Annotated in this window: 16 protein-coding genes and 2 pseudogenes; 12 read left to right on the top strand and 6 right to left on the bottom strand. The window is 63.6% G+C overall.

Annotated features, from left to right (window positions below; translation table 11 throughout):
• Positions 1-42: 42 nt before the first annotated feature.
• Together JQ627_RS20175 and JQ627_RS20170 are read right to left on the bottom strand one after the other, a co-directional pair.
• Positions 43-1,107 carry a hypothetical protein gene (locus JQ627_RS20175; RefSeq protein ID WP_212485895.1) on the bottom strand — a complete coding sequence of 355 codons (1,065 nt, stop codon included), beginning with the start codon at positions 1,105-1,107 and terminating at the stop codon, positions 43-45.
• Between the two features lie 125 nt (positions 1,108-1,232).
• Positions 1,233-1,940 (bottom strand): metallophosphoesterase family protein, encoded by a 708-nt coding sequence (locus JQ627_RS20170; protein ID WP_212485894.1) that lies wholly within the window; start codon positions 1,938-1,940, stop codon positions 1,233-1,235.
• 224 nt (positions 1,941-2,164) lie between these two features.
• Here JQ627_RS20170 and JQ627_RS20165 point away from each other — a divergent pair, with 224 nt between their 5' ends.
• The 12 genes and pseudogenes from JQ627_RS20165 to JQ627_RS39795 all read left to right on the top strand — a co-directional run.
• On the top strand, positions 2,165-3,418 hold the full coding sequence (locus JQ627_RS20165; protein ID WP_212485893.1) for an MBL fold metallo-hydrolase: 1,254 nt from the start codon (positions 2,165-2,167) through the stop codon (positions 3,416-3,418).
• Positions 3,419-3,466: 48 nt separating this feature from the next.
• Complete coding sequence (locus tag JQ627_RS20160; protein ID WP_212485892.1) at positions 3,467-4,498, top strand: hypothetical protein; 1,032 nt, start codon at positions 3,467-3,469, stop codon at positions 4,496-4,498.
• A 75-nt stretch (positions 4,499-4,573) separates the two neighbouring features.
• On the top strand, positions 4,574-5,038 hold the full coding sequence (locus tag JQ627_RS20155; RefSeq protein ID WP_212485891.1) for a hypothetical protein: 465 nt from the start codon (positions 4,574-4,576) through the stop codon (positions 5,036-5,038).
• Between the two features lie 236 nt (positions 5,039-5,274).
• Positions 5,275-6,090 (top strand): hypothetical protein, encoded by an 816-nt coding sequence (locus JQ627_RS20150; protein WP_212485890.1) that lies wholly within the window; start codon positions 5,275-5,277, stop codon positions 6,088-6,090.
• 540 nt (positions 6,091-6,630) lie between these two features.
• Complete coding sequence (locus JQ627_RS20145; protein WP_212485889.1) at positions 6,631-7,545, top strand: LysR family transcriptional regulator; 915 nt, start codon at positions 6,631-6,633, stop codon at positions 7,543-7,545.
• 276 nt (positions 7,546-7,821) lie between these two features.
• Positions 7,822-9,123: an MFS transporter gene (locus tag JQ627_RS20140; RefSeq protein WP_249143213.1), complete on the top strand. Its 1,302-nt coding sequence runs from the start codon at positions 7,822-7,824 to the stop codon at positions 9,121-9,123.
• Positions 9,124-9,335: 212 nt separating this feature from the next.
• Entirely contained in the window at positions 9,336-10,040 is a 705-nt protein-coding gene (locus JQ627_RS20135; protein WP_212485887.1) for a haloacid dehalogenase type II, read from the top strand.
• The gene (locus tag JQ627_RS20130; RefSeq protein WP_212485886.1) at positions 10,027-11,259 is read left to right on the top strand and encodes a CaiB/BaiF CoA-transferase family protein; all 1,233 of its coding nucleotides are present in this window, start codon (positions 10,027-10,029) and stop codon (positions 11,257-11,259) included. Before JQ627_RS20135 ends, JQ627_RS20130 begins: the two co-directional genes overlap by 14 nt.
• An 11-nt stretch (positions 11,260-11,270) precedes the next feature.
• Positions 11,271-11,687 (top strand): PaaI family thioesterase, encoded by a 417-nt coding sequence (locus tag JQ627_RS20125; RefSeq protein ID WP_212485885.1) that lies wholly within the window; start codon positions 11,271-11,273, stop codon positions 11,685-11,687.
• Positions 11,684-12,526, top strand: coding sequence for an FAD-binding oxidoreductase (locus JQ627_RS20120; protein WP_212485884.1), 843 nt, complete (start codon positions 11,684-11,686; stop codon positions 12,524-12,526). Before JQ627_RS20125 ends, JQ627_RS20120 begins: the two co-directional genes overlap by 4 nt.
• Positions 12,478-13,107 carry an FAD-binding oxidoreductase gene (locus tag JQ627_RS20115; protein ID WP_212485883.1) on the top strand — a complete coding sequence of 210 codons (630 nt, stop codon included), beginning with the start codon at positions 12,478-12,480 and terminating at the stop codon, positions 13,105-13,107. The genes JQ627_RS20120 and JQ627_RS20115 overlap by 49 nt, the downstream gene beginning before the upstream one ends.
• Before the next feature lie 154 nt (positions 13,108-13,261).
• Positions 13,262-13,492: pseudogene (locus JQ627_RS39795) on the top strand (alcohol dehydrogenase catalytic domain-containing protein); the annotation flags it as partial.
• Between the two features lie 158 nt (positions 13,493-13,650).
• Here JQ627_RS39795 and JQ627_RS39090 read toward each other — a convergent pair.
• The 4 genes and pseudogenes from JQ627_RS39090 to JQ627_RS20095 all read right to left on the bottom strand — a co-directional run.
• Positions 13,651-13,791, bottom strand: a pseudogene (locus tag JQ627_RS39090) (DUF1194 domain-containing protein); the annotation flags it as partial.
• Between the two features lie 338 nt (positions 13,792-14,129).
• Complete coding sequence (locus JQ627_RS20105; protein WP_212485882.1) at positions 14,130-17,708, bottom strand: hypothetical protein; 3,579 nt, start codon at positions 17,706-17,708, stop codon at positions 14,130-14,132.
• Positions 17,705-21,709, bottom strand: a complete 4,005-nt coding sequence (locus JQ627_RS20100; RefSeq protein ID WP_212485881.1) for a hypothetical protein — start codon at positions 21,707-21,709, stop codon at positions 17,705-17,707. The genes JQ627_RS20105 and JQ627_RS20100 overlap by 4 nt, the downstream gene beginning before the upstream one ends.
• Before the next feature lie 79 nt (positions 21,710-21,788).
• A complete protein-coding gene (locus tag JQ627_RS20095; protein WP_212485880.1) occupies positions 21,789-22,121 on the bottom strand; it encodes a hypothetical protein in 333 nt (110 codons plus the stop codon).
• Between the last annotated feature and the right edge of the window lie 68 nt (positions 22,122-22,189).

Raw genomic sequence — 22,189 nt, 5'->3', positions numbered from 1 at the left:
GGAGGGATACTAGGAGGGCAGGGAAGGATTCGCGAGGGCGGCTCACGCAGGATCGGGAAGCGTGATTTCATCGCGTACGGGAAGGCCCCTGACGCGAGCAAGATGTCGTCGCCGCCTTCGCGGCAGACCATCCAGTGCCACGATCTGTGCGATCGAACCGATAACTGATTCGGGGAGAATTCCCGCAGCCCTGAAGGCGGCCTGGATAGTTTCCTCCTCCGAAGGTGTAACGTCGGCGTTCTCAGGCCCCTTGATCTGATCGAGAAACCAGCCAAGGCGACCGGATCGGGTAACCGAGCAGGCAGCCTGAAAGCCCGCATGTCGCCACAGATAAATCGCGCACTGGCCATGCTCAACATTCCATACGTAGCTCTCCAGACAGTTGCCCCACTTCTTCCCGAGCTCACGGAGCTGACGACCGGAATCGATGCGCGTTGCATGATGCACGCGGGCCGGGGGCAGGGCATCAGGCAGCGGAAGGGTGTCAACAAAGGACTTTAACCTTGCCACGAGCTGCTGCGGCTGACGGGCGCGGGCGAGTTCGGCGACAAGCCCGTCAAAGGTGAGCCTGCCACTGCGACGCGCGATGTGGCGCAATCCCTCGGAAAATGAACTCATGTCCACGATATTCTCCTGCAGGCAAAATAGTGCTGAGCGCAACTCAACAGGAACGCCGCTCATTGCCCTGATCGTGGAATCGCGGATTTCGGGCGCATGGTGAAAGAACCGCGCTGCTTGCGGCTCATCAAGGAGCCTTACGAGCGCGCGATAGCTTTCCGCCTCCATCATGTAGTTCGGCATGATGCGTACCGCGCGCTTGAGCCCCGGTGGCTGTCGACCGACGCTGAATTCCAGAAGGGTCTCTGCTGGTCCCCGAAACAGAATCTCCGCAAGGTCTGTGCCCGGATCGGTCTGGAGATGGCCAAGAGCGACCCCTATCAGATGCATCCGGGTATGGCTGAGGTCGATCAAATCGGGGAGATATCCAGGTTGATCACGAACTATGGCTATGAGGCGTGGTGTCGCCCACCTGAACGGTTCCAGAAGAAAGCCTGGCGGTTTATCGGTGGAATAGGGGACAGGAAATTCGGCAAGCCAGGTCGTCATTGTGAGCTCCATCTGGAGCCTTGGATTAGGAGACGAACACGTCAGATTTGGACGCACGCCGAGCGACGGGCTTCCCGGTAGTCCGGGCGCCCGGTGCCGTTAGCGTTGGGCTATGACGCAATCGGCTATTTCCGCTTGCCCCGGGGTCGCCAGGAATGCCCGTCGCTGTTGATGAACAACGCCGGCGGGCGCTCTGCGCCAGTAAATACTGCGGCCGTCAACGTGCCGCCGAAGCAGGCTCCCGTATCGAGATTAAGACGATTTGGACCGAGCTCGGGCAATCTCGATTGCGTCGGGGTGTGCCCGTGAACGACAAACGCATCGTGGTCCACCTCAGAACTCAGGAACGGCTCCCGTATCCACAGCAGGTCTTCTTTGGTCTGGTCCTGGATCGGGATGCCCGGCCGGATTCCTGCGTGCACGAAAATGCGGTGCTGATCGATGAACGTCAGCGGCAGCGACCTTAGCCAGGCGAGATGGTTGGCGGGGAGTTCACAGGGATCATTGATGCCATAGCTCTCCAGCGTTTGCTCCCCGCCATTTGCCCACCAGTTTATCAGGTCAGAGTCAGTGCGGTCTTCGCAGGCGGCCCGTATCAGAAGGTCATCATGATTTCCCCGTAGGCAGACAAAGCTGTCCTCCTCGCGCAGCTGTCTGTCGATCAGAAACTCCAGCACCCTGCTGCTGTCCGGCCCCCGGTCGACGTAATCGCCAATGAAGACAAACCGGGTGCGCCTTCCGGCGCCTGCCGAAGCGCACGCGGCCACAAGCTTCGCCAGTTTGTCAAAGCAGCCATGGATATCACCGATTGCAAATGTGATCAGATCGTCCATTGTTCCGGCCCGGAATTCATTGGGAGAGATGACACGGGCGCCACCCCTGTAGCCAGAAGGAAATTTTTTCGAAATGTTCCATAAAGTGTAAATTTCTTCGGGCCTTGTTTGAATCTATGGAGCTGAGCGCCGCGCTGCTGCTCCGGTTGGGGCGTGAAGGCCGGGGCGGCGAAGGCTGACGAGCCGTGCCGAGCCTGCGGCTCGTCGTTATTTAAGGGAATATAGTGCGAATAAGAATTCATCGGGGGACGCGGGAGATCGGCGGCACGTGCATCGAACTGGAAAGCGCAGCTTCCAGAATCCTGCTCGACCTGGGCCTGCCACTGGACGCTACGGATCCTGCCTCGGCACCTCTTCCGGGCGTCGACGGGCTTGCGGATGGCAGTTCGGGCCTTCTCGCAATCGTCCTGTCTCACGGACACAGGGATCACTGGGGACTCGTGCCCAGGGCGAGCCCGCGGATTCCGCTTGTGATGGGCAGGGCGACCGAGAGCATCATGCGGGCCGCGGCCGATTTCATTCCTGACGGAGTCGCCCTGAACGCGGCACAGCATCTTGAGCATGGAAAGCGCATGCAGATAGGCCCCTTCGCCATCCTGCCGCGCCTTGTGGACCATTCCGGGTTCGACGCGTATGCCATGGAGATCGAGGCAGACGGCAAACGGCTGTTTTATTCCGGCGATCTGAGGGCACATGGCCGGAAGGCCAGGCTGTTTGAGGCTCTCATCGAGACTCCGCCACGTGACGTTGATGTCATGCTGATGGAAGGCTCGAGCCTCGGGCGCCTGGCTCAGGATGAGGCGTTTCCGACCGAGGAGGCTCTCGAGGAGGTATTTGTCGAAAGGTTCAGAGAGACGCCGGGAATCGCATTGGTCGCCTGCTCGGCGCAGAACATAGACAGGGTGGTGACTGTCTACAGGGCAGCGAAGCGAACCGGACGAACACTGATAGTCGACGCTTACGCGGCGGAGGTTTTAAAGGCGACGGGGACCGACAGCATTCCGAAGCCCGTCGCTGGCTGGCCTAACCTCGCGGTCTTCATCCCGCAACGGCAGCGCCAGCAATTGAAGCAAAAGGGGATCGCTCCTCTAGTGGACAGCTATCGGGCATTCAGGATCTGGCCAGGACAGCTGGCGGGGCATGGTGCCCGTTCGGTCATGCTGTTTCGCGGCTGGATGATGAGCGATCCCGACGTCGTAAACGTGCTTGCCGGAGCCAGGCTGTTCTGGTCCCAGTGGGATGGGTATCTCAGGGACGGTAGTCCAGGAGCAGCACTTCGGGCCGACTGCGAACGTCGCGATATTCCCTTTGAAGTCGTCCACACTTCGGGGCATGCCAGCCCGGGCGACCTCAAACGCCTTGCGATGGCCGTTTCGCCCAGGCGCCTAATCCCGGTTCACACCTTTGAACGTCTCCGGTTTCCGGAGCTATTCAACAACGTGATGCTGGTCGACGACGGCGAATGGATCGATGTCTAGAATCCGCAAAACAAGTTCATTCCGGAATCAGGGGGAGGGCTTAATTTCATGCTCTGCAATCGCGACTGGGAAAATCTGCTTCGGCGCAGCGACGACTTTTCGAATTGCAGGTTTCCGAACGAGGACGAGATAGGTGTCGAGGGAAGCCAGGATCTGGTCACGCTTACCATCAGGACCAAGGGCCTCTATGAAAACATGCAGGGGGACGCCGCAGCGTTCGAAGCCTGGTCTCTTGCACTGCTTTGTCACTGCGGAGTGAAGAGGGTCGCCATACGGCTGGACGAAGAGCCGGGCGATCGGGAGGGGCTGCTGCATTTTGAACGGCTTCTGTATCGCCTTGCGAGGTTCGCCGAACTGTTTCCTGAAGAGATCTCAATCGACAGCTCTGTCGCAACCCGCTCCAGGGTCGTGAGCAGCAAGGGACGACTGTTCCTGAATGAACCAGGCGATCGTTCTGACTTGATTGACAGTGAGCTGGCGACGCGCTTCGAGGCGATAATAGCAAATCCAGCAAGCCACTCGGAGCGCGACCTCGAAATGGCGCTGGAGATCTCGCCGGCCTTCCGGGCCGAGCTGGGCCTCGACAGGGTGATGCGGCAATGGCCCGTCGGGCTGTTTCATGAAAGCGTCTCCAGGGACAGCCGTGTTTTCTCGGGCGGAAAGAGTGCAATCGACCTTATGGGAATCAGGGGACGCACGCTTGTCCTTGTCGAACTGAAAAAGCGGGGAAACAACAAGGTCGGGGCCCTGTCGGAACTGATATTCTACTCCAGCGTGATGCGCGATGCGCTAAATGGCCGGTTCGAATTTGAAGGCGGATCTCGCGAGCGAAACACAGCGATCACGCGGGACCAGCTCGCTAATTGCCTGGACATCAGCGCCGTATTGCTTGCGCCATCGATTCATCCTCTGCTTCGGCACCCCGGGATCATCGCCAGGTTGAACCTGGCAGCATCGCGGCGCTGGGAGGATCGGCCGGTCCGCTTCGAGGTCTTCCGGATTGCATCCTTTCCGGAGAAGGCGGGTGATGATTTCGTTCTCTCCCGAGTGAGGCCAGCGGAGGATGGCGCTATTGTGTGATCGTGCGCCGCGAGATCGAACGAATTGGAAGAGCATGCTCGCTTCTCCGGGAATAACCAGCCGAGGTACATATCAATGCCGGTAGCCCTTCTAGCCTCAGTTCCGGAAGAACATTTGCTTTCGGGCACAAGAACACTGCAACGAGCAGGCAAGGTTGCGTTCGGCAGTAGAAATTGGGAGCTATTCAACAGCCTCGATTCCATACTCTCCGAGGAAAGATGCGATGTTTTGATCTACGCGTCCGATCCAGTGCGCCCTATCAATCCACCCAGCGTCACCTGGGCGGCTCGATATCTTGGTTCATCAGTCGCAAGAAATGGAGCGCACAAAGACGGAATGATGTACCGCCCGGACAGTACTTTGAAGTATCCCCTCGATAACAAAGGGAATTGGATCCTCTTTTGGGAAGTCGACAGCCTGCGCTTGCTTGAGTCTCCGATCAGGATTTCCAGCCTCCGGGGATCCGAAAAGCCAAAGCGGTATCTGACCGAGTTCATTCCCCACGGTCCCGTATTGATTGAAGCGCCAGAGATTGCCTAACCCGATCCTCTTCGGCCTCAGCCGGTCTACGTAGTTTCGGCGTACTGCGAACCCAGGATGTTTCCTGTTCATCGCAAACTCTTCCAGAATTTTTCGCCAGCACGGCAATCATCAGATTTTGCGCAAATGCAACCATCGGCACGTAAAAAGAACAAGCAAACGAAGACACCTGAGCGGACGAAAGTCGCTTTTCGTATTGCTCGCCCTGCTTCTGACTGCAGTGTTTGGAGCAGCAAGTGACGGCAGCCGAGGTCAAGCCCTTTCGCGATAAGATGATCCGGTCGCATCTAGAAGTGCTCCGCGCATCGATGTCTCAGGTGACAACACAAATCCAATCGCCGTTATTGCGCCAGCTCTATGAAGCGCAGGACTATACAGGCGTTGTGAAGTTTGTGCGCGACAGCATGAAATTGAAGCTGAGGCTAAGAGTTGGCCTTGTAAACAGAGGGGACGATCCCAGTTTGCCGAAGAAGGATGCCCCTGCGTGGGTGTCGCTTCCTGTCCCTATGCCTCCGTTGAATAGCCGGGAGTTCGAGAAGACTACTGCCACTATCTTCATCCGAAAATCGTTCTTGGATTGCAGTGGATACGAGAGCGTTATTCAGGCTATCGCCCATGAAATGGCGCATATCGTCCTGGAGGGTCTTCGGCATCCACTTCGGTCAGAGGAGCCCGCCGTTGATCTGACAGCGATGTGGTTAGGTTATCGCGACATCTATGTAGTGGGAGCGGATTACGTTGAGGTGGGGGCACCCTCGCGATTTTCAGAGAAGTTGATTGCTGAATTTCGACGCTACCGTTCTGGCGATCAAATTCGGAACTACACGTCGCTAGGCTATCTTTCACCCGAAGAGGTGTGCTTTGCTGCTCGACAGATGGGGTGGCGTTCGGGATACATACCCCGCCCCGAACCGCGCGGTTCCACTCGTTTAGCTGTTGAGATTGTTAATCGAACTATGCGAGCCGCACCGCTGTTCGCAATAGTGCTTCTCGCGATAGTATGCTGGTTGTTCGCTTCGGTGGCTGAAGGTGTGGCTTACTTTTTCAAGTGAGCCAACACGCCACTTCATCGATTGACTCCGATAGTTGCTGAAGTGGCCAATAGTCCTAACCCGAAAAATGTTTCTGTGAATTCAAGACCAAAGACTTCGGGCGGATATACCGTCGGGAGTTAACCGTCAGCTTTGTGAATTTGTGCTTGTAAATCAACGCGGAGATGTCGCCGTAAACGATTGCGTGGGAGTAGGGCATTCGGCTGGTTATGCGCGGTTTAGCGTAGCTTTGGCGTTGTGGGTCTCACTCACATGCAAAGAGAGCTGGTGGTCTCGACTTAACTCGAACGAGCTCGGCGCTCCAGCACGTTTTGGCTGGCGGAGTATCTCATCGAACCACAGCGTGCAGAAGGGCTGGAGCTGCTAGAGCCGAGGCGTTCATTTGAGGCCGCCCGCCATTGGCATTGCGCTTACGGCCGCCGATTGTCCTGAAACGTGCGCATTAGATCTCATCGAGTGCGGACATTGACGCCGACTGATCGGGATTTGTATTGTGGATTTTCAAGGCTTCATTATTCGTGATATCAATGATGGCGCGTCATGAACCTAAGATCTGTCGATCTCAATCTTCTGGTCGCTCTGAACGCTCTTCTCACGGACCTTCACGTCACCCGTGCTGCCGACAGGATTGGCCTCAGTCAACCCGCAATGAGCAATGCGCTCTCCAGGCTGCGTCACATCTTCAAGGACGAGCTTCTGGTCCGGACGGCCAACGGCATGCAGGCCACGCCGCGTGCGATCGAGCTGGCGGAGCCGGTGAAGCGGCTTTTGCGGCAGGTGGAGCGCCTTCTGGATAGCGAATCCGCTTTCGATCCAACCACCACGACACGTAGCTTTTCCGTGAGGTTGTCCGATCTTCTCAGCCGTCTTCTTCTTCCCGCCGTCGGCAAAACGTTGGAGACGACGGCACCCTTCGCGCAGCTCGATGTCGTGCACTATTCGCCGACGCAAACAGTAGAGGCCCTGGAGAAGGACGAAATCGACCTTGCGATCTCGATGGGTCTCGCGCATTCGAATTCGATCAAGTCGGTCGTCCTGATGAAGGATCGGATGGTGTGCGTGATGCGCGAAGGTCACCCTCTGGCGCAGCGCCCACTTACGATGGAGACGTTTCTGCAGGCGGCGCATCTCAAGGTCTCAATGTCGCCGACAGATCTCCGCTTCGTCGATGACGTGCTCGCCCGGCAAGGGCTGACACGGCGGGTCGCGGTCAACGTTCCGCATTGGCTGCTGGTCCCGCACGTGCTGCGGGATTCCGATCTGTTGTCGGTCATGCCCCGGCGCCTGGCCTTCGCGATGGTCTCGGAAGATCTTGCGATCAGAGACCTGCCGTTCGCGTCCGATCCCTTCGAATGGTCCATGTATTGGCACCGAAGGCACGATGCCGGTCAGGACCTGAACTGGTTGCGTTCGATCTTCGTCGATGCCACGCGAAGCCTTCCCGACAGCGACTGAGACGGAGCCGCTCCACCGACCACCTTTCGATAATTTGCGGTAAACGCAGGATTATTGGTCTGCCAAATAGTGGAATAGTGGATTCCGATTAGACGCCGCCATCCCGATCGCCATCCTGCTCCCAAACAATTTCGGTCGATCTCTGTCGACCCTTGGGAGGGATGAATGCAGGTGATTTCGGACGTACAGGTGGCATCGGTCAACGCAGGCGCTCGCCTCGACCGGCTGCCGATTTGCGGCTTTCATTGGCGGATCCTGGCGCTGATCGGCGCCGGCATGTTTCTCGACGCCTTCGACATCTACCTCGCCGGAGGCGTTCTTGGAGCTGTGCTGAAGGAGGGTTGGTCGACACTCGAACTCAACGCGGCGTTTGTCACCGCGACCTTCATCGGCATGACTCTGGGTGCCTGGTTCTCGGGCATTCTCGGCGATCGCTACGGTCGCCGTTTCTCTTATCAGATCAATCTGGCCATCTTCGGCCTTGCCTCGCTGGCGGCGGCGCTTGCTCCGTCCATGCAGGCGCTGATCGCCGCGCGCTTCGTCATCGGGATCGGACTTGGCGCCGAAATTGTCGTCGGTTACGCAACGCTGACCGAATTCGTCCCTGCGTCGTCACGCGGCCGATGGATCGGTATTCTGGCCGTCATCACCAACTTTTCACTTTTCGTCTCGTCGATGGTCGGCTTGTGGGTCATTCCGAGCCTCGGATGGCGCTATATGTTCGGCCTCGTCGGCGTGCTGGCGATGATCGTCTGGTTCCTCCGAAAGTCGATGCCCGAGTCACCTCGGTGGTTGGCCGCTAACGGCCGCAGCGACGAAGCCGAGGCGATCCTCGCTCGCATCGAAGCGGAAGCTGCCAAGAAGGGGCCGCTGGCGCCGGTTTCGACTGCGCAGCGTGTGGAAGACGAGGGGGGATCCGTCTGGCGCTTGTTCGCACCTCCTTACCTCGGTCGGACCTTGCTCGGCAGTCTCCTGCACATCGTCGTCGGCTTCAGTCTCTACGGCTTCATTGGCTGGTTGCCCACATTCATGGTGAAGGGTGGCCATAGCGTTGTGTCGTCGCTCGGCTACACGACTTTCATGTCTCTGGGCGGCCCGATTGGATCGCTGATCGGCCTGGCGCTGGCCGATGCGATAGGTCGTAGACCGTCGATCATCGGATCGTCGATCGCGGCGGCGGTCTTCGGTCTGGCGTATCCGTTCATGCCGGACGGCGCTCCGCTCGTCGTGGTTGGCTTCCTTCTCGTCACAGCGATCTATGTGATGTTGGCTACCGGCTTCGCCATGCACGTTCCGGAGCTCTTCCCGACCCGCTACAGGCTCCGTGGCACGGCCATCTGCGCGACCGCCGGGCGCGTGACGACGGCGTTGGTCCAGTTCGTCGTCATTGCGATCTTCGCGTGGAAAGGGCTCGTCGGCGTGCTGGTGACGCTCGCGGGCATTCTTCTCTTCCAGGCCGTGGTCTTCATGATCTTTGGCTTCGAGACCAAAGGTCGCGCACTTGAGGAAGTCTCGGGCGCGGCGACCGGGACGGAACCCTCGGCCTCGAGAGAGAAGGTCGTCGGTATCGGAGCCTAGCGGACACGGACCACAAGTAGCAGTGGGCCCGGAGATTCCCTTCGGGCTCCCTGCCGTCCAGCCGTTTGCAGAAGCTGTGACCGAACCTGTCGAGCCGCGACGATGACATTCACGTCGCGAATGTGCGCAGAAGAACAATCCATTTCGAAAATGGCGGTGGATGCGGTCAAATCCGGATCATCCACTCAGTCAACGAGCAAAGGGAAGAAGCAATGACCGACATCCAGAAGATCAAAGACAGCGTGAAGGTCTGCATGTTCGACCAGTACGGCACGGTCGTCGACATGCAGGGCGGCCTCGTCAAGATCGCGACGCCGTTCCTCAAGGAGAAGGGTTGGACCGGCAATCCGAACTCCTTCGTCACCTGGTGGCGCCGCACCCACTTCGAAAACTCGATGATCGACGCGCTGCTCCATGGCGAGCACACGCCGTACCGCGAGATCGGTCACCGCGCCGTCTCCCAGGTCATGGACCGGTCGGGCATCAAGTACACGAAGGACGAGGTGAAGTACCTGGTCGGCGAGATTGAGAAGCTCGAATGCTTCCCGGAGGTGCCGGCGGCTCTCGCCAAGCTGCAGACCAGGTACAAGCTGGTCGTGCTCTCGAACGGCGACCGCGACATGCTCGAGACCGCCAAGAAGTATCACAAGATCCCGTTCGACAACGTGATCTCCGTCGCCGAGGCGAATTCCTTCAAGCCGCACAAGGCGACTTACACGAAGGCCGCCGAGATCCTCGGCCTCAAGATGGATCAGATCCTCTTCGTAGCGAACCACGCCTTCGACGTCATCGGCGCCAAGTCTGCCGGCATGCGCACGGCGATGATCAACCGCCGCAACCGGCCGTTCGAAGAGACGCCGCACAAGCCCGACATCACGGTCGAGACGATGAAGGATCTGGCAGATGCGATCGTCTAGTACGGAAGCTCTCTCCGGCATCAAGGTCCTGGATCTCTGCCGCGTCGTCTCCGGTCCCTTCGCCACAATGCATCTCGGCGACCTCGGGGCGGACGTCGTGAAGATCGAAGATCCCCGTGTCGGCGACGAGAGCCGCCGCTACGGCCCTCCGTTCGTCAACGGGGAGAGCTCGTACTTTCTGTCGGTCAACCGCAACAAGCGGAGCTGTGCGATCAACCTGAAGTCGCCGGCGGGGCGGGATGCGGTGATTGCGCTCGCCAAGGCCGCCGACGTCGTGATCGACAACTTCCGGCCCGGGACCCTCGACAACTGGGGCCTGTCCTACGCTGCGATGAGTGCCCACAACCCCAAGCTCATCCAGTGCAGCATCTCCGGCTTCGGTCGGACCGGTCCGGATGCGAGCCGGCCCGGCTACGACCTGATCCTGCAAGGCGAGTCCGGCGTCATGGACATCACCGGCGACCCGGATGGGCCGCCCATGAAGGTCGGCACCTCGATCGCCGACCTGGTCACCGGCCTCTACGCATCGCAGGCGGTGCTCGCTGCGCTCATGAAGCGGGAAAGGAGCGGCGTCGGCGGGCGGGTGGACGTCTCGATGCTGGACGCCATGGCGTCGCTGCTGACGTTCAACGCCGGCATGTACTTCGCGTCCGGTGAAAGCCCGAAGCGTCGCGGCAACGTTCACCCGACGATCAGTCCGTACGAAACGTTCGAGGCGATCGACGGCTGGTTTAACCTCGGCGTGGCCAACGACAAGTTCTGGTCGCTGTTCTGCGTCGCCATCGGTCGCAAGGACCTCGAAGCCGACCCCCGCTTCGACACTGCGCCCAAGCGGGCGGCGAACCGCGCCGCGCTCGGCGCGATTCTGCGTCCGATCTTCAAGTCCGAGCCGCGCGACCGTTGGCTCGAGATCTTCGGCGGAGCCGGCATTCCGTGCGGTGCGATCAGGACGGTCGGCGAGGTCTGCGAAGCGCCGCAGCTCGTTCAGCGCGACATGGTCCAGACCGTGACGCACAGGGTCGCCGGCGAAGTCAAGTTCGTCGCCCGGCCGCTGCGTTTCGACGACAAGCCGCCCGCGCCGTCCACGCCGCCGCCGACCCTCGGCGAGCACACCGTCGACGTGTTCGAGCACTGGCTCGGTTGGACGCGGACGGAAGTCTTAGGCTTCGCCTCCAAGGGCGCGTTCGGCGATGCCGCGCTGAAGCAGTCGGCCGAATAGGAGTAGAACGGATGGACGAGGCGCAGGTTCGGGAGCTGATCGTGGCGGCCATGGGCGACGGCCGCCATGAATTCGGATCGTTCTTCCTGTCGCGCTTCTTCGGGATGACGGTCTCCTATGAGGCCGACGCCTGCGTCGTTACTCTCGACGTGAAGCCCTACATGTTCAATCCGCAAGGATCGCTACACGGCGGCGTGCTCGCGACGGCGCTCGACATCTCGATGGGACATCACCTCAAGCATCAGTTCGGCGCCGGCGCGACGCTCGAGATGAAGGTCCAGTATTTCGCCGCGATCCGCAGCGGCCTGGTGACTTGCCGCGCCAGCTTTTTGAAGAAGGGACGCAAGACTTTCTTCCTGCAATCGTTAGCCCAGGACCGCGCCGGAGAGACGATCGCGCACGCGACGTCCACCTGGAAGCAGTTGTGAGCGGCGTCGTCGCCAAGCTCCGGGAGCTGCTGGGTTCCGATTGCATCACCGATCCGGCGCTGACGGATGGATATCTCTCGGACTGGCGCGGTCTGCTTCGCGGCAACGCAGCCTGCGTGCTGCGCCCGGGGTCGACGAGCTTGCTCTCTCAGAGTGTCCGCATCTGTCGGGAGGCCCGCGTCGGCGTCGTGCCGCAAGGCGGCAACACGGGCCTCGTCGGTGGCTCCACGCCGGATGAGGCGGGCCTGCAGGTCGTAATCAGCACTGGCGCTATGAAGAAGATCAGAACGGTCGACCCGGTCGACATGTCCATCGTCGCGGAAGCGGGCGCAACGATCGCAGAGCTTCAAAGCGTCGCAGCGGACGCGGGCGCCCTGTTTCCCTTGTCTTTTGCCTCGGAGGGCACCGCCACGCTGGGTGGCGCCCTTGCGACGAACGCAGGCGGCATCTCGGCAGTTCGATACGGGAGCGCGAGAGATCTCCTGCTCGGAATGGAGGTCGTGCTTCCCGACGGCCGCATCTGGAACGGCCTGCGCACGCTGCGGAAGGACAACACCGGCTACGCCCTCAAGCACCTCTTCACCGGTTCGGAAGGAACGCTCGGCATCATCACGGCGGCGGCGATGAAGCTCGCGCCCCTGCCGGTCGGCCGCGAGGTCGCCTTCTGCGCGGTCGAGACCGAGGACCAGGTGCTGGATTTCTGGATGAAGCTGCGGGCGGCCGCCGAGGGGAACGTGCGTGCCATCGAGTATCTCTCGGGCTCCTGCGTGGAGCTGGCGAAGCACGAAGGATGCGCTCACCCGTCGAGAAAGCGGATCACTATGTGCTCGTCGAACTGAGCCGCCTGGATGCCGGGCTGAGGGACATGCTCGAGGCGTTTCTCGCCGACAGGCTCGAGGAAGGCACCATCGTCGACGCCGCGCTCGCCCAGAGCGGCGAGCAACAGAAGCAGATCTGGCGCCTGCGGGAAGACCAGACCGAGTTTCAGAAGAAGGCGGGCCGCGACTTCAAGCACGATGTCGCGGTGCCGGTCGCGCAGGTGCCCGAGCTGCTGCGCCGGAGCCGGGCCGACATCGAAGCCGGATTCCCGCACGTCACGGTCGTTCCGTTCGGGCACGTCGGTGACGGCAACATCCACCTGAACGTCGTCCTGCCGACTGCGCTCGGCGCCGAACGGGCCGCGGAGCAGGGCGAACGGATCGGCCAGGCAATCTACGATATCGTGCTCTCCCTGGGCGGCACGTTCTCGGCCGAGCACGGCATCGGTCGGGCCAAGGTCGACATGCTCGAGAGCAAGAGGGATCCGGTCGAGCTCGATCTCATGCGTCGGATCAAGGCCGCGCTCGACGAGGGCGGCTCGTTCAATTCCGGCAAGGTATTCCGACCATCGCAAAGCGAACCCGCAGAGGTGCGACGATGAAGGCAGTCTATTTCCTTGGCGATAGGAAGCTCGAAGTCCGCGACGCTCCGGATCTGACTCCGGGCCCGGGCGAGGTCATTCTCGAGATCAAGGCTTCCCGAATGTGCGGGAGCGACCTGAAATACTACCGCGCGGCGGACGGCGCTGACTCGAGTTGGGCAAGAAGTCCGACAAGCCCATCATCGCTGGCCACGAACCGTGCGGCGTCGTGGCGGAGGTTGGGAAGGGCGTCTGGAGCCCTCTCGCCAGGGTCGGTGCTCGCGTGATGAACGATCACTACGCCGGCTGCGGTTGCTGCCATCAATGCAGGGGCGGCTGGACGCAGATGTGCGACGAAGGCTCGATCACGTTCGGCGCCAACGGCCACGGCGCCCACGCGAGGTTCATGAAGGTTGCCCGCGGACTCCCTGGTTGTCCTTCCGGACGATCTGACGTTTCAGACCGGCGCCGCGATCTCCTGCGGCACGGGAACGGCCTGGGGCAGTCTGGATCGGCTTGGATTCCGCGGCAGCGAAACCATCGCGATCTTCGGTCAGGGCCCCGCAGTGCGAAATTAGTCGCGCCGGAAATCGAGATACTTGAACCTCGGCGAACCGGCGTTTTCATGATCTCGGCGGCCACTGCATCCGCCGATTCCGGGCCGTCGATCATGCGCCAGGGAACGATGATCTTCTCGTCGCCCGATTATGCGAAACATCATTCGGCCAGTACGACAACTCGCAATTCCACTCAGCGTTTGCGTTTGAGCCGGTGACTGGATGAAGGACGTCGTCGAAATGGTCGTCTTGATTGATGTCCACAAGTCCAGGCTCTTTACAGATCCGGCCAACGAAGACGCGCGCTGCGGCGCTACTAAGATCAAGCTCTGACTATGGCCTATCCATCTCTTCGAAATGATCCGTCTGCGCCGTAGACGCCGGGCTCGTGGCGGTTGTTGCCGTGACCTTTCACCCGACTGTCTCGCTGTTTCGACTCAATAATTTCGCGGAGGTGAGACAGTTGAGGGTGAGACATTCAAGTCCTCATATGTTGATCACGTCGATGAAGACGGAATGGTCACGCAGATCGGAGGCGAGGGGGCCGTCGTCTTCGGAGGGGGACGGGGCGGGGAGGTCTTCGATCTCGCGGATGACGAGGCGCAGGTGGGTGTTGGGCTCGGGGGACGGCAGCGGCAGGAGGGGGAGGGGGGTGTTGACGGTGCCAACGGCGGTGTGGGCTGGGAGGCGGTGCCAGAGGCCGGGATGGTCGGGCGAGGAGGAGGTGAGGTCGGAGGCGGGGAGGCCGCCGGATGGGGTGAGGCAGCGCTCGAGGACGGCGATGACGCGGTTGGGGCGGGGCGCGGTGGGGGCGACGCCCTGGAGCAGTATCTGGGCGGCGCCGGCGACGAGGTCGATGGAGAGGTGGCGGTCGGGGAGCGGTTGGACAGGGTCGGTGATGACCGAGGTCGAGAGCTCGAGGCCGGGGAGACTCATCGCCTGGTAGCGGGCAACGACGAGGCGCAGGAAGGGCGCGTAGGAGTTGCCGGCGGCCGCGGAGAGGACAAGGTCGGCGTGCCAGCGGTTGCTCAAGGGATCGAAGTTCGGGGCGAAGGGGACGGCGAGCGCGGTACCGTCGGTCTCGGCGAGGGCGAATTCGCGCGATGCGGCGGCGGCCTCGGCGGAGACCATGGCGGGGGTGGCGAAGCCCAGGGCCGGGGCGCTCGCAAAGATCGGGTCGCGCTGAAGGCGCGTGAAGTGGCGGGTGGCTGACGGGGAGGGGTTAGTTAGCGCCGGGGGCTTGAGGAGGATGGCGAGCTGCTCGCCGGGACCGGTCATCATCCAGGGGCGGGCGAGCTCGACGCGGATGCGGTTGCCGAGGCGTGAGCGGCGGACGGGCGTCGCGAGGCCGGGGGATGAGGGCGTGCCTTCCCAGCGGAAGGCGGGTGAGACGGCAAGGACGGAGGGCTGCGGTGGGCGGGCGGAGCTGAGGATGTTCACCGGCTCGGCCACGGTGCCGGTCTGGGCGAAGATCGCGGCGGGCTCGGGGTCGAAGAAGGGGCGGAAGCGGCTGAGTGCGGTCAGGGTATAGGTGATGCGGCGGTGGCGCGTGTCGCTGAACTCGTGGCGCAGCTCGGGCAGGCGGACGGCGGCGCGATCGATGGCGAGGGAAGCGACGCGCTCGGTGCGCGGCTCGGTCTCGGCGTCGACGGGCTCGTCCCATCTGGCCTCGACGTCGACTTGGGCGGTGCTCGCGGGGTCGATGCCGACAAGGGGTGGAGCTGTTGGGTCGTCGGCGAACGGCGGGGCGATCGAAGCCCAGGTGTCGCCGGGGTTACGCGTGGATTCGAGGCGGCCGGCGGGGACGCCGAGCGGGCGGCGCACTGCGTGGATGAGGGTCAGCGTGCGCGGCGGCGTTAGCATCGGATGGCGGCCGGCGACCAGCATGGTGGCGGTTGGGCCGGCCACCCATTCGCTGATCTCGAACTTGAAGAGGTCGTCGTCACGCGGGAAGGAGCTGAGGGCAATTTCCATCTGCTCAGCGGGTTTGAGATGCACCTCCAGGGCGTTGGTGTCCGGCGCCCCGTTCGCGCCGGTCCATGCGATGACCGGCCGGGCGGGATCCGGTCCAGAGAGGTGCACGGTCTTGGGTTGTGGGTCGGGCCACGTGCCGGACCAGAGGCTGCCGCCACCGGCGCCGGCAGCGGGCGAGAGCGGGCGGGGAATGACGAAGGCCATCACCCCCATGGCGGCCGGGTCGGGGAGCCAGGTGTAACGGCCCTCGGTGTCGACGGTGGGCGGCAGGGTGGTGCGGCGAACCATCGCCCAGGTGTCCTCGTCGGTGCCGTTGAGGACATCGTACTGCTCGGCGATATCGAGGCTGGTGGGCGGGGCGACGATGACGCGCCGGTCGTTGGCCGGATAGCGCCCCGGATTAGCGGCGGCGAACTGGGCGACGTCCATGGGCATCTCGCCCATCGGATCGGAGCGGATGACCATGATGTCGAGCGTGCCGGCAGGGCCCAGCGCCTTGGGGTTGGGGTGGAGCTCACCGGTCGGTGTGGTGACGATGAGGCCGGGGGTGGGGGCGATCTCGGGCGGGGCGACGGGCTCGTGGCGGCGGTAGAGCAGCACGGCGGTCGCCATATCGGTGCTCAGCGGATCGTCTTCGAGGGTGAGGCCGCCGCCGGCCATGTCGGCGACGCGGGCGCGCAGCGAATAGGATTGGCCGAAGCGCAGCGTGGGGAGCCCCGGGGCGGGCTCGAAGCGGTAGCTGAAGGCGAAGGGCAGCTCGGGCGGGCGGGCGTCGGGGCGGCGCGCGCCGTCCTGGTCGAAGATGGGGCGTGGCACGGCCATGCTCCAGCCGGTCCAGCGCGCGACGAGCTCGTCGGCGCGCAGCACGCGGTCGGCGCCGAGCACGGCGGCGTTGGCTTTGACGTGCCCCTCCTCAAGCTCGCGCTCGGTGATGACGAGGCGCTGGCGGCCTTCGCCCGCGGGGATCTCGTAGGTGGCGAGGCGCTGCATAAGCGGGCGCCAGCCTCCCTCCTGGCGCTTGATGTCGATGCGATAGCCCAGCACCAGATCGTCGGCGGTGAGGACGCGGCTGGTGAGCTCGGCGACGGTGTTGCCGCGGCGGTTGTTGTTGGTGCGCTCCTCGAGCTGGACGCCGCGGCCGACGCGCAGCAGGCCGATGCCGGCCGAATGGAGCACCGGCAGCGACACGTCGCCGGGGCTGCCGGGGGCGGCGCCGAGCGCGCGGGCGGCGTCGCGCAAGCGGTTGACGCCGCCGTCGACGTCGAAGGTGACGAGGCGCCAGCGCTGCGTGCCGGGCGTGGGGGCGGTCGAGCCGATGGGCTGGGTGCCGGTGAGGTCGATCATGCCGGATCTGAGGTCGCTGCCTGAGGGGGGGGCGGGGACGAAGCGGCGGCCGTCGAACTGGAACTGGGTCCATGGGGTAATGGAGCGCAGGTCGAGGCCGGGGCCAGGGGTGAAGCGCAGACGGATCAGCCGCTGTGTGGCGGCGGCGCCGCTAAGGGCTGCCGCCTTGATGGAAAAGACTATGTTGAGGCCGAGGTGCCGCAGCACGGCTGGATGCTCGCGGAGGAGCGCCACGGTCTTATGGAAGTCGGGCGGCTGCCAGGGCTCGGGGGCGATGCTGCCGGCTACGCCCTGCGGCGGTGGATCGTCCTGCCAGTCAACGTACTGGGCGCGCACCGTCACAGCGGCGGCGGCGGGGGCGCTGGCGAAGGCTATTGCCGCAGAGCGGTAGTTGCCGGAGATGCGGCCGGCAAACTCGGAAGTGCGGGCGGTCTCGGGGCGCTCGTAGCTCTTCTGGCGGAATGGATTGACCGGCATGCTTGGGGCGAAGAAGGCGCGCCAGACATCGCTGTTGGCGACCGCTTCCATTGTCGCGGTGATGGGTGTGCCGGGGTCGTCGGGGGCAGCGCCCAACTCAATGCTCAGGGTCGAGGCGGCGAGGAGTTGGGGCCAGTCGGTAAGGCCGAAATCGGCGAGGGTTTTAGGCGTCTCGGCGGTGAGGCGGGGGACCATCAGGGCGCGCAGCGTGACGGCGTCGTTGACGTCAACAGTGCTGCCGGGCACTGCCAGCCACAAGAGCTCGCTCATGCGAACACCTCCCGGTAGGCGCGCCAGGCGTCGGCAGCGGCGCGGCGCGCGGCGACAGGCTGGGCGAGCATGCCGCCGATCATCTCATGGCCGGGCTGCGGGATGGCGCGCCGTTCGGCGCCGCCCGCAATGACCCAGTTGCCGCTATCGAGCTCGACCGTATCGGAAAAGAGCGTAACGTCGATTTCGATCACAAGCGTGGCGCGGCCGATAAGGGCGTTCGTGTCGAATTGGTATGCGAGCTCGACGCGCAATTCGACCGAGACGGAGATGAGACCCAGGACCTCGATGCTCCCTCCGATATGGATGAAGCCGGTGAGCGTTGGTCCAGCGTTGGGCACGAGGGCATAGCGGATGCCGCCGAAGGCGTGCACCTCGGCCTGTCCGATTCCGAAGCTGATGGCGATGGCAGCGCCGAATTGCAGCGATATCTCGAGGCGCCTGAGACCCTCGGCGATGAACTCGACGTCGACATAGCCGCCGCCGCCGAACATCAGCACCGTCAGGGTAAAGGGCTTCGCGCGGCTGGCGAAGCCGAGCGCCAGCGACACCGGTTCGCCGCCGAAGGGCACGTGCAGCGCGACGCTGAAGCTCAGATTACTCATCACGAAGGAGAAGGCAGAAACGTTGGGCAGCGGCAGCATGTAGCGCGCGACAATGCCGTCGGGGCCCGGCTCAATGGCGGGGCCGAGGTCGGAAAAGCTAAGGGCCTTCTTCAGCGCCTCGAGGAGCTTGAGCTCGTTGACGAGGCGCATGTCGAGCATTTTCATGGCAAGGCTGGGTACCTCACCCGTCTCCTGCGTGAAGGCTATGCGCTCGAAGTCGATCTCGATCAGTGGCTTGGTGGGCGGCATCACCAGCGTGAAGTTGGTGACCGTGCAGGTGCTGATGTTCTGGTCGGGGGCGCTCTCGACGACGAGGTCCAGCTTTGAGTCGAAGCCGGCGCGCGGCTTGAAGCCGCCGATGTCGGGCGCCTTGAGGGGGACGTCCTTCCAGCGCATACGCACCGTCGGGGGCTTCCCCGGCTCGTAGATGGTGGTCACTTCGGGGGCCTTGTCGATCTTGCCGACGAGGTCCTTGAGGCGAAAGCCCAACAGGGAAGCGCCGTCCAAGAACAGCTTGGCCGGATCAAGATTGCCGGCATCGTCGGCGACCTGGGCGGCGACGTTGATCAGTCCCTTGGCCCGGGAAATGCCGTCGGTGACGAAATTGGGGGCGGCAAGGCCGCCTGAGCGGTCGGTTTTCTTACTGAACTCGACAGCAAGCTTGATGGCCTCGCCGCCCTCCGGCGGGACTTTTGGCAAGAGGTTGAGGGCGATGTCGCCGGCGCCCTCGGCCAGATACTGCTCGGAGAATCTTACACGCTCGCGCGGGTCGGTGCCGAGCAGAGTGCGCAGCGTCGGGAGGGCGATCTCGGCGGCCCACGCGTTGGCATCGTCGAGCGCGCCCAGGGTCGGGCGGAAGCCGACGCCGGCGTGGTTGCCGGCGATGTTGATGCGGTGGACCTCATGCAGGTCGGTGCCGCCGGGGGGGGCGCCCAGCGGCGTGAGGTTGAGTGAAGTGCCGAAGAGTTCGACGACTCCCTTCTTGTCATAGACCACTTTGAGGCGCTGGGCGACGCGCTCGTCGCTGAGCGAGAGGAATTGATCGTGGGTGCCGCCGCCGGCGACGATATCGACGACGAAGATCAACGGCATGGTGAAGTGGATGTCGCGGTCACCAGCGCGGCAGCTCACGGGGAACCTGATCTCCTCGCCGCCGCGCTTGGGGGCGAAGAACGTCTCGACCGCGATGGCGTCGAGTCCGCCTTCCTTAAGCTGGCGGATTTTGTCGAGGATGTCGCGCTCGATCGCGGTGAACTCGAGGTAGGCGAAGGCGCGAGAGTCGGTTTCCGCCAGATCCTCGATGCGATCCCGCGGCGGGCCAATGACCGGGCCGTGGATTTCCCTGAAGAGCTCGTCGAGCCGGGCCTGGACGGGCCGGAGCTGGGTTTCCTCGAGACGCTCGATCGTCGTCGTGGGGACGGGGAATTTCTCCCAGGGGGACGGCTCGTCGATGTTCTCGAAGAGGAGAGTGGTGAGCTCGACGGCGCTGAACGGGAAGGCGTTCCTGAACCGCGGCTGCACCGGATCGGCGGTGACCGCTTCGGTGACGATGAGGGTGCGCGTCTTGCGCAGCACGGCGATGGGCTCGAGATCGCTGCGCTCGGTCATCTCGATAAAGACCGCCTTGTGCCCGAGCGGGTAGAGCACACCCTTGGTTACGGTGCGCACCGTCTGGTCGCGGCCTAGCGTTGCGCGGTGGTCCCACTCGAAGGCGCGCCATTTGCCCGAGGCGGTGAGCGAAGCGCCGAGTGCCGAAAGCTCGAGGCGGCTCGCTTCGGCGGCGGGGCGCTGCAAGAAGATCTGGGTGCGGTTGGCGCGCGTCAGCGGGATCGGGAAAGGCTCGGCGCGCTCGACCCGAAGCGGCTCGAGGCGGAGCGGGGCGCCGGCCTCGGTGACGATGCGGGTGCGCCAGAGGGCGGTCGTGCCGTCGAAGTCGAGCGGGGCACTGGGGTGGCGGGAGACGACCGCGCCGTCGTCGGCCACGGGCTTGACGATGAGGCCCCACGGCACCTCGAGCGCGGTCAACTCCTCCACTGCGCTGATGTTGCCCGTCATGGTGCTGGCGAGGATGCCCTCGGCGGTCATGGCGATGCCGGCGGAGGCGGGGAGGTCGAAGGCGAGACGGCTGGGGGCGGCAAGCTCGGCCCGCCAGAGGTCGGCGCCGCTGAGCGGTGGGGCGCCGGGCTTTGAAACTTCCTCGGCGATGTGCTGGGGGGGCAGAGTGAGGAAGAGAGCGGCGTCGGTATCGGTGACGAGGCGCGGCGGCGTGCCCGCGACGAATTCGTGGTCGGGCGCCGAGACGCCGGCGATGAGGTGATCGGCGGCGCGGGTGATGAGGAAGGCGGGGCCGACCGAGTCGCCGGCCTCGCCGGGGTCGGGCAGCGGCAGGGTGTCGGTGATGTCGAGTCGCCAGGCGCGGGCGCTGGTGCCGCCGATCTCTTGCCGGAAATGGTGGAGCAGCGTGTCGCCGGCGCGGGCGACGACCTCGATGCGGTTGGGGCCGATGACGGTGGCGCCAGCGTCGGATTTGAGGTTGGTGAGGACGACACCAAGCGGGTCCCATTTGCGCGCGGCGCCATTCCAGTTCCAGTGGCGCAGGTCGCCGTTGGCGTCGCGGGCGAAGAGGTCGGCGTCATCCTCAGCAAGCGTCACCACAGTGGGGGCAGCAAAGAGCGACTCGCCCAGGACGTCGGCGTCGATGAAGAAGCCGCCCGGCACACTTGGGTTGCCGATGAGTCCGCGGCCCCAGTGGCGCAGCCGCCCATCGCGGTCGCGGGCATAGGCGTCGGAGCGCACCGGCGCCCAGGAGATGGCGACGACGGCGCCACTGATGTCGGCGGGAAGGGCGATGGGCTCGCCGAGGACGCCATTGATGAAGCGGCGCAGGACCAGGCCTTCGCCGCCGCCGTTGACCCAGACGTCGAGCCCGTTCTGGCGGTTCACCGGCACCGGGTCGGAGGAGACCAGGCCCTCGACGAGCCGGGGCGGCCTGAAGATGACGCCGCCGAAGCCGTCGGGGTCAGACTCCCAATAGCGCACGAAACCTTCCACGGTGGTGCTGAAGATGACGATGCGATCGGCATCGAGTGCGGCCGGCGCCGGGTCGGTGCCGAGGAGCCCCGGGAGCGGCGGGCGCTCGACCATGCGGCCGAGGGTCTGGTCCCACGCCCAGTGCAGGCAGCGGAAATCGTCGCCGCGTGCGAAGACGTCGAGCCGGCCGGGGCCGCGTGTCACGGCAACGGGATCGGAGCCGAGCGCGCCGCCTAGGTTGACGGCGCCCTCGACGCCGAAATGGTTGAAGGCGTAAACGAGCGTGCGCGCTTGGGACCGGATGAAGACGTCCAGCCTATTGGTTTCCCACGATGCAACCGCCGGCTTGCCGTAGACTTTCGGCATCGCATTCCCCATGCGGTGTGTCAGGTGCAACAAGGCTGGTGGCCGACGGGGGGCGCCGCGGATCGCCCTCGGTCGGGTCTTACGGGTCGGGCTCGCTGATGACCTTGAAGCTGATGTCGTAGCGGGCGTCGCCGACGAGCACGCCGACGGTACGGTCGACGTCCATGTCCCTGGTGAGATCGATGGTGATGAGCTCGTCGTCGCCAGTGGGGTCCTCCTCGAGGATGGTGAGCTCCGTGATGCCAGGGGCGATCGAGGCCTCGACGCCGACGTCGCGGCTGTCCTCGGCAACAAAGTCGCCGATGAAGACGCGGTCCCCGCCGAGCTGGGCGACGAGGGTGTCGCTGCCGGTGAAGTCGTCGGTGGCAATGCAGGTCACGACACCGATGCGGACGAGCGAAGGTCGCGGCATAAGGCGGTCCCCCTGTGTGGCGGCGCGCGTAGGGCGCCAACTTGGGCGCGAAACGGTGTCGATGTTAA

It is taken from the genome of Bradyrhizobium liaoningense, from assembly GCF_018130785.1.
In the GTDB taxonomy this organism is placed as follows: Bacteria; Pseudomonadota; Alphaproteobacteria; order Rhizobiales; family Xanthobacteraceae; genus Bradyrhizobium; species Bradyrhizobium liaoningense_A.
Note: the sequence above shows the minus strand (reverse complement) of the source record. Positions and strands in the feature narration are given on the sequence as shown.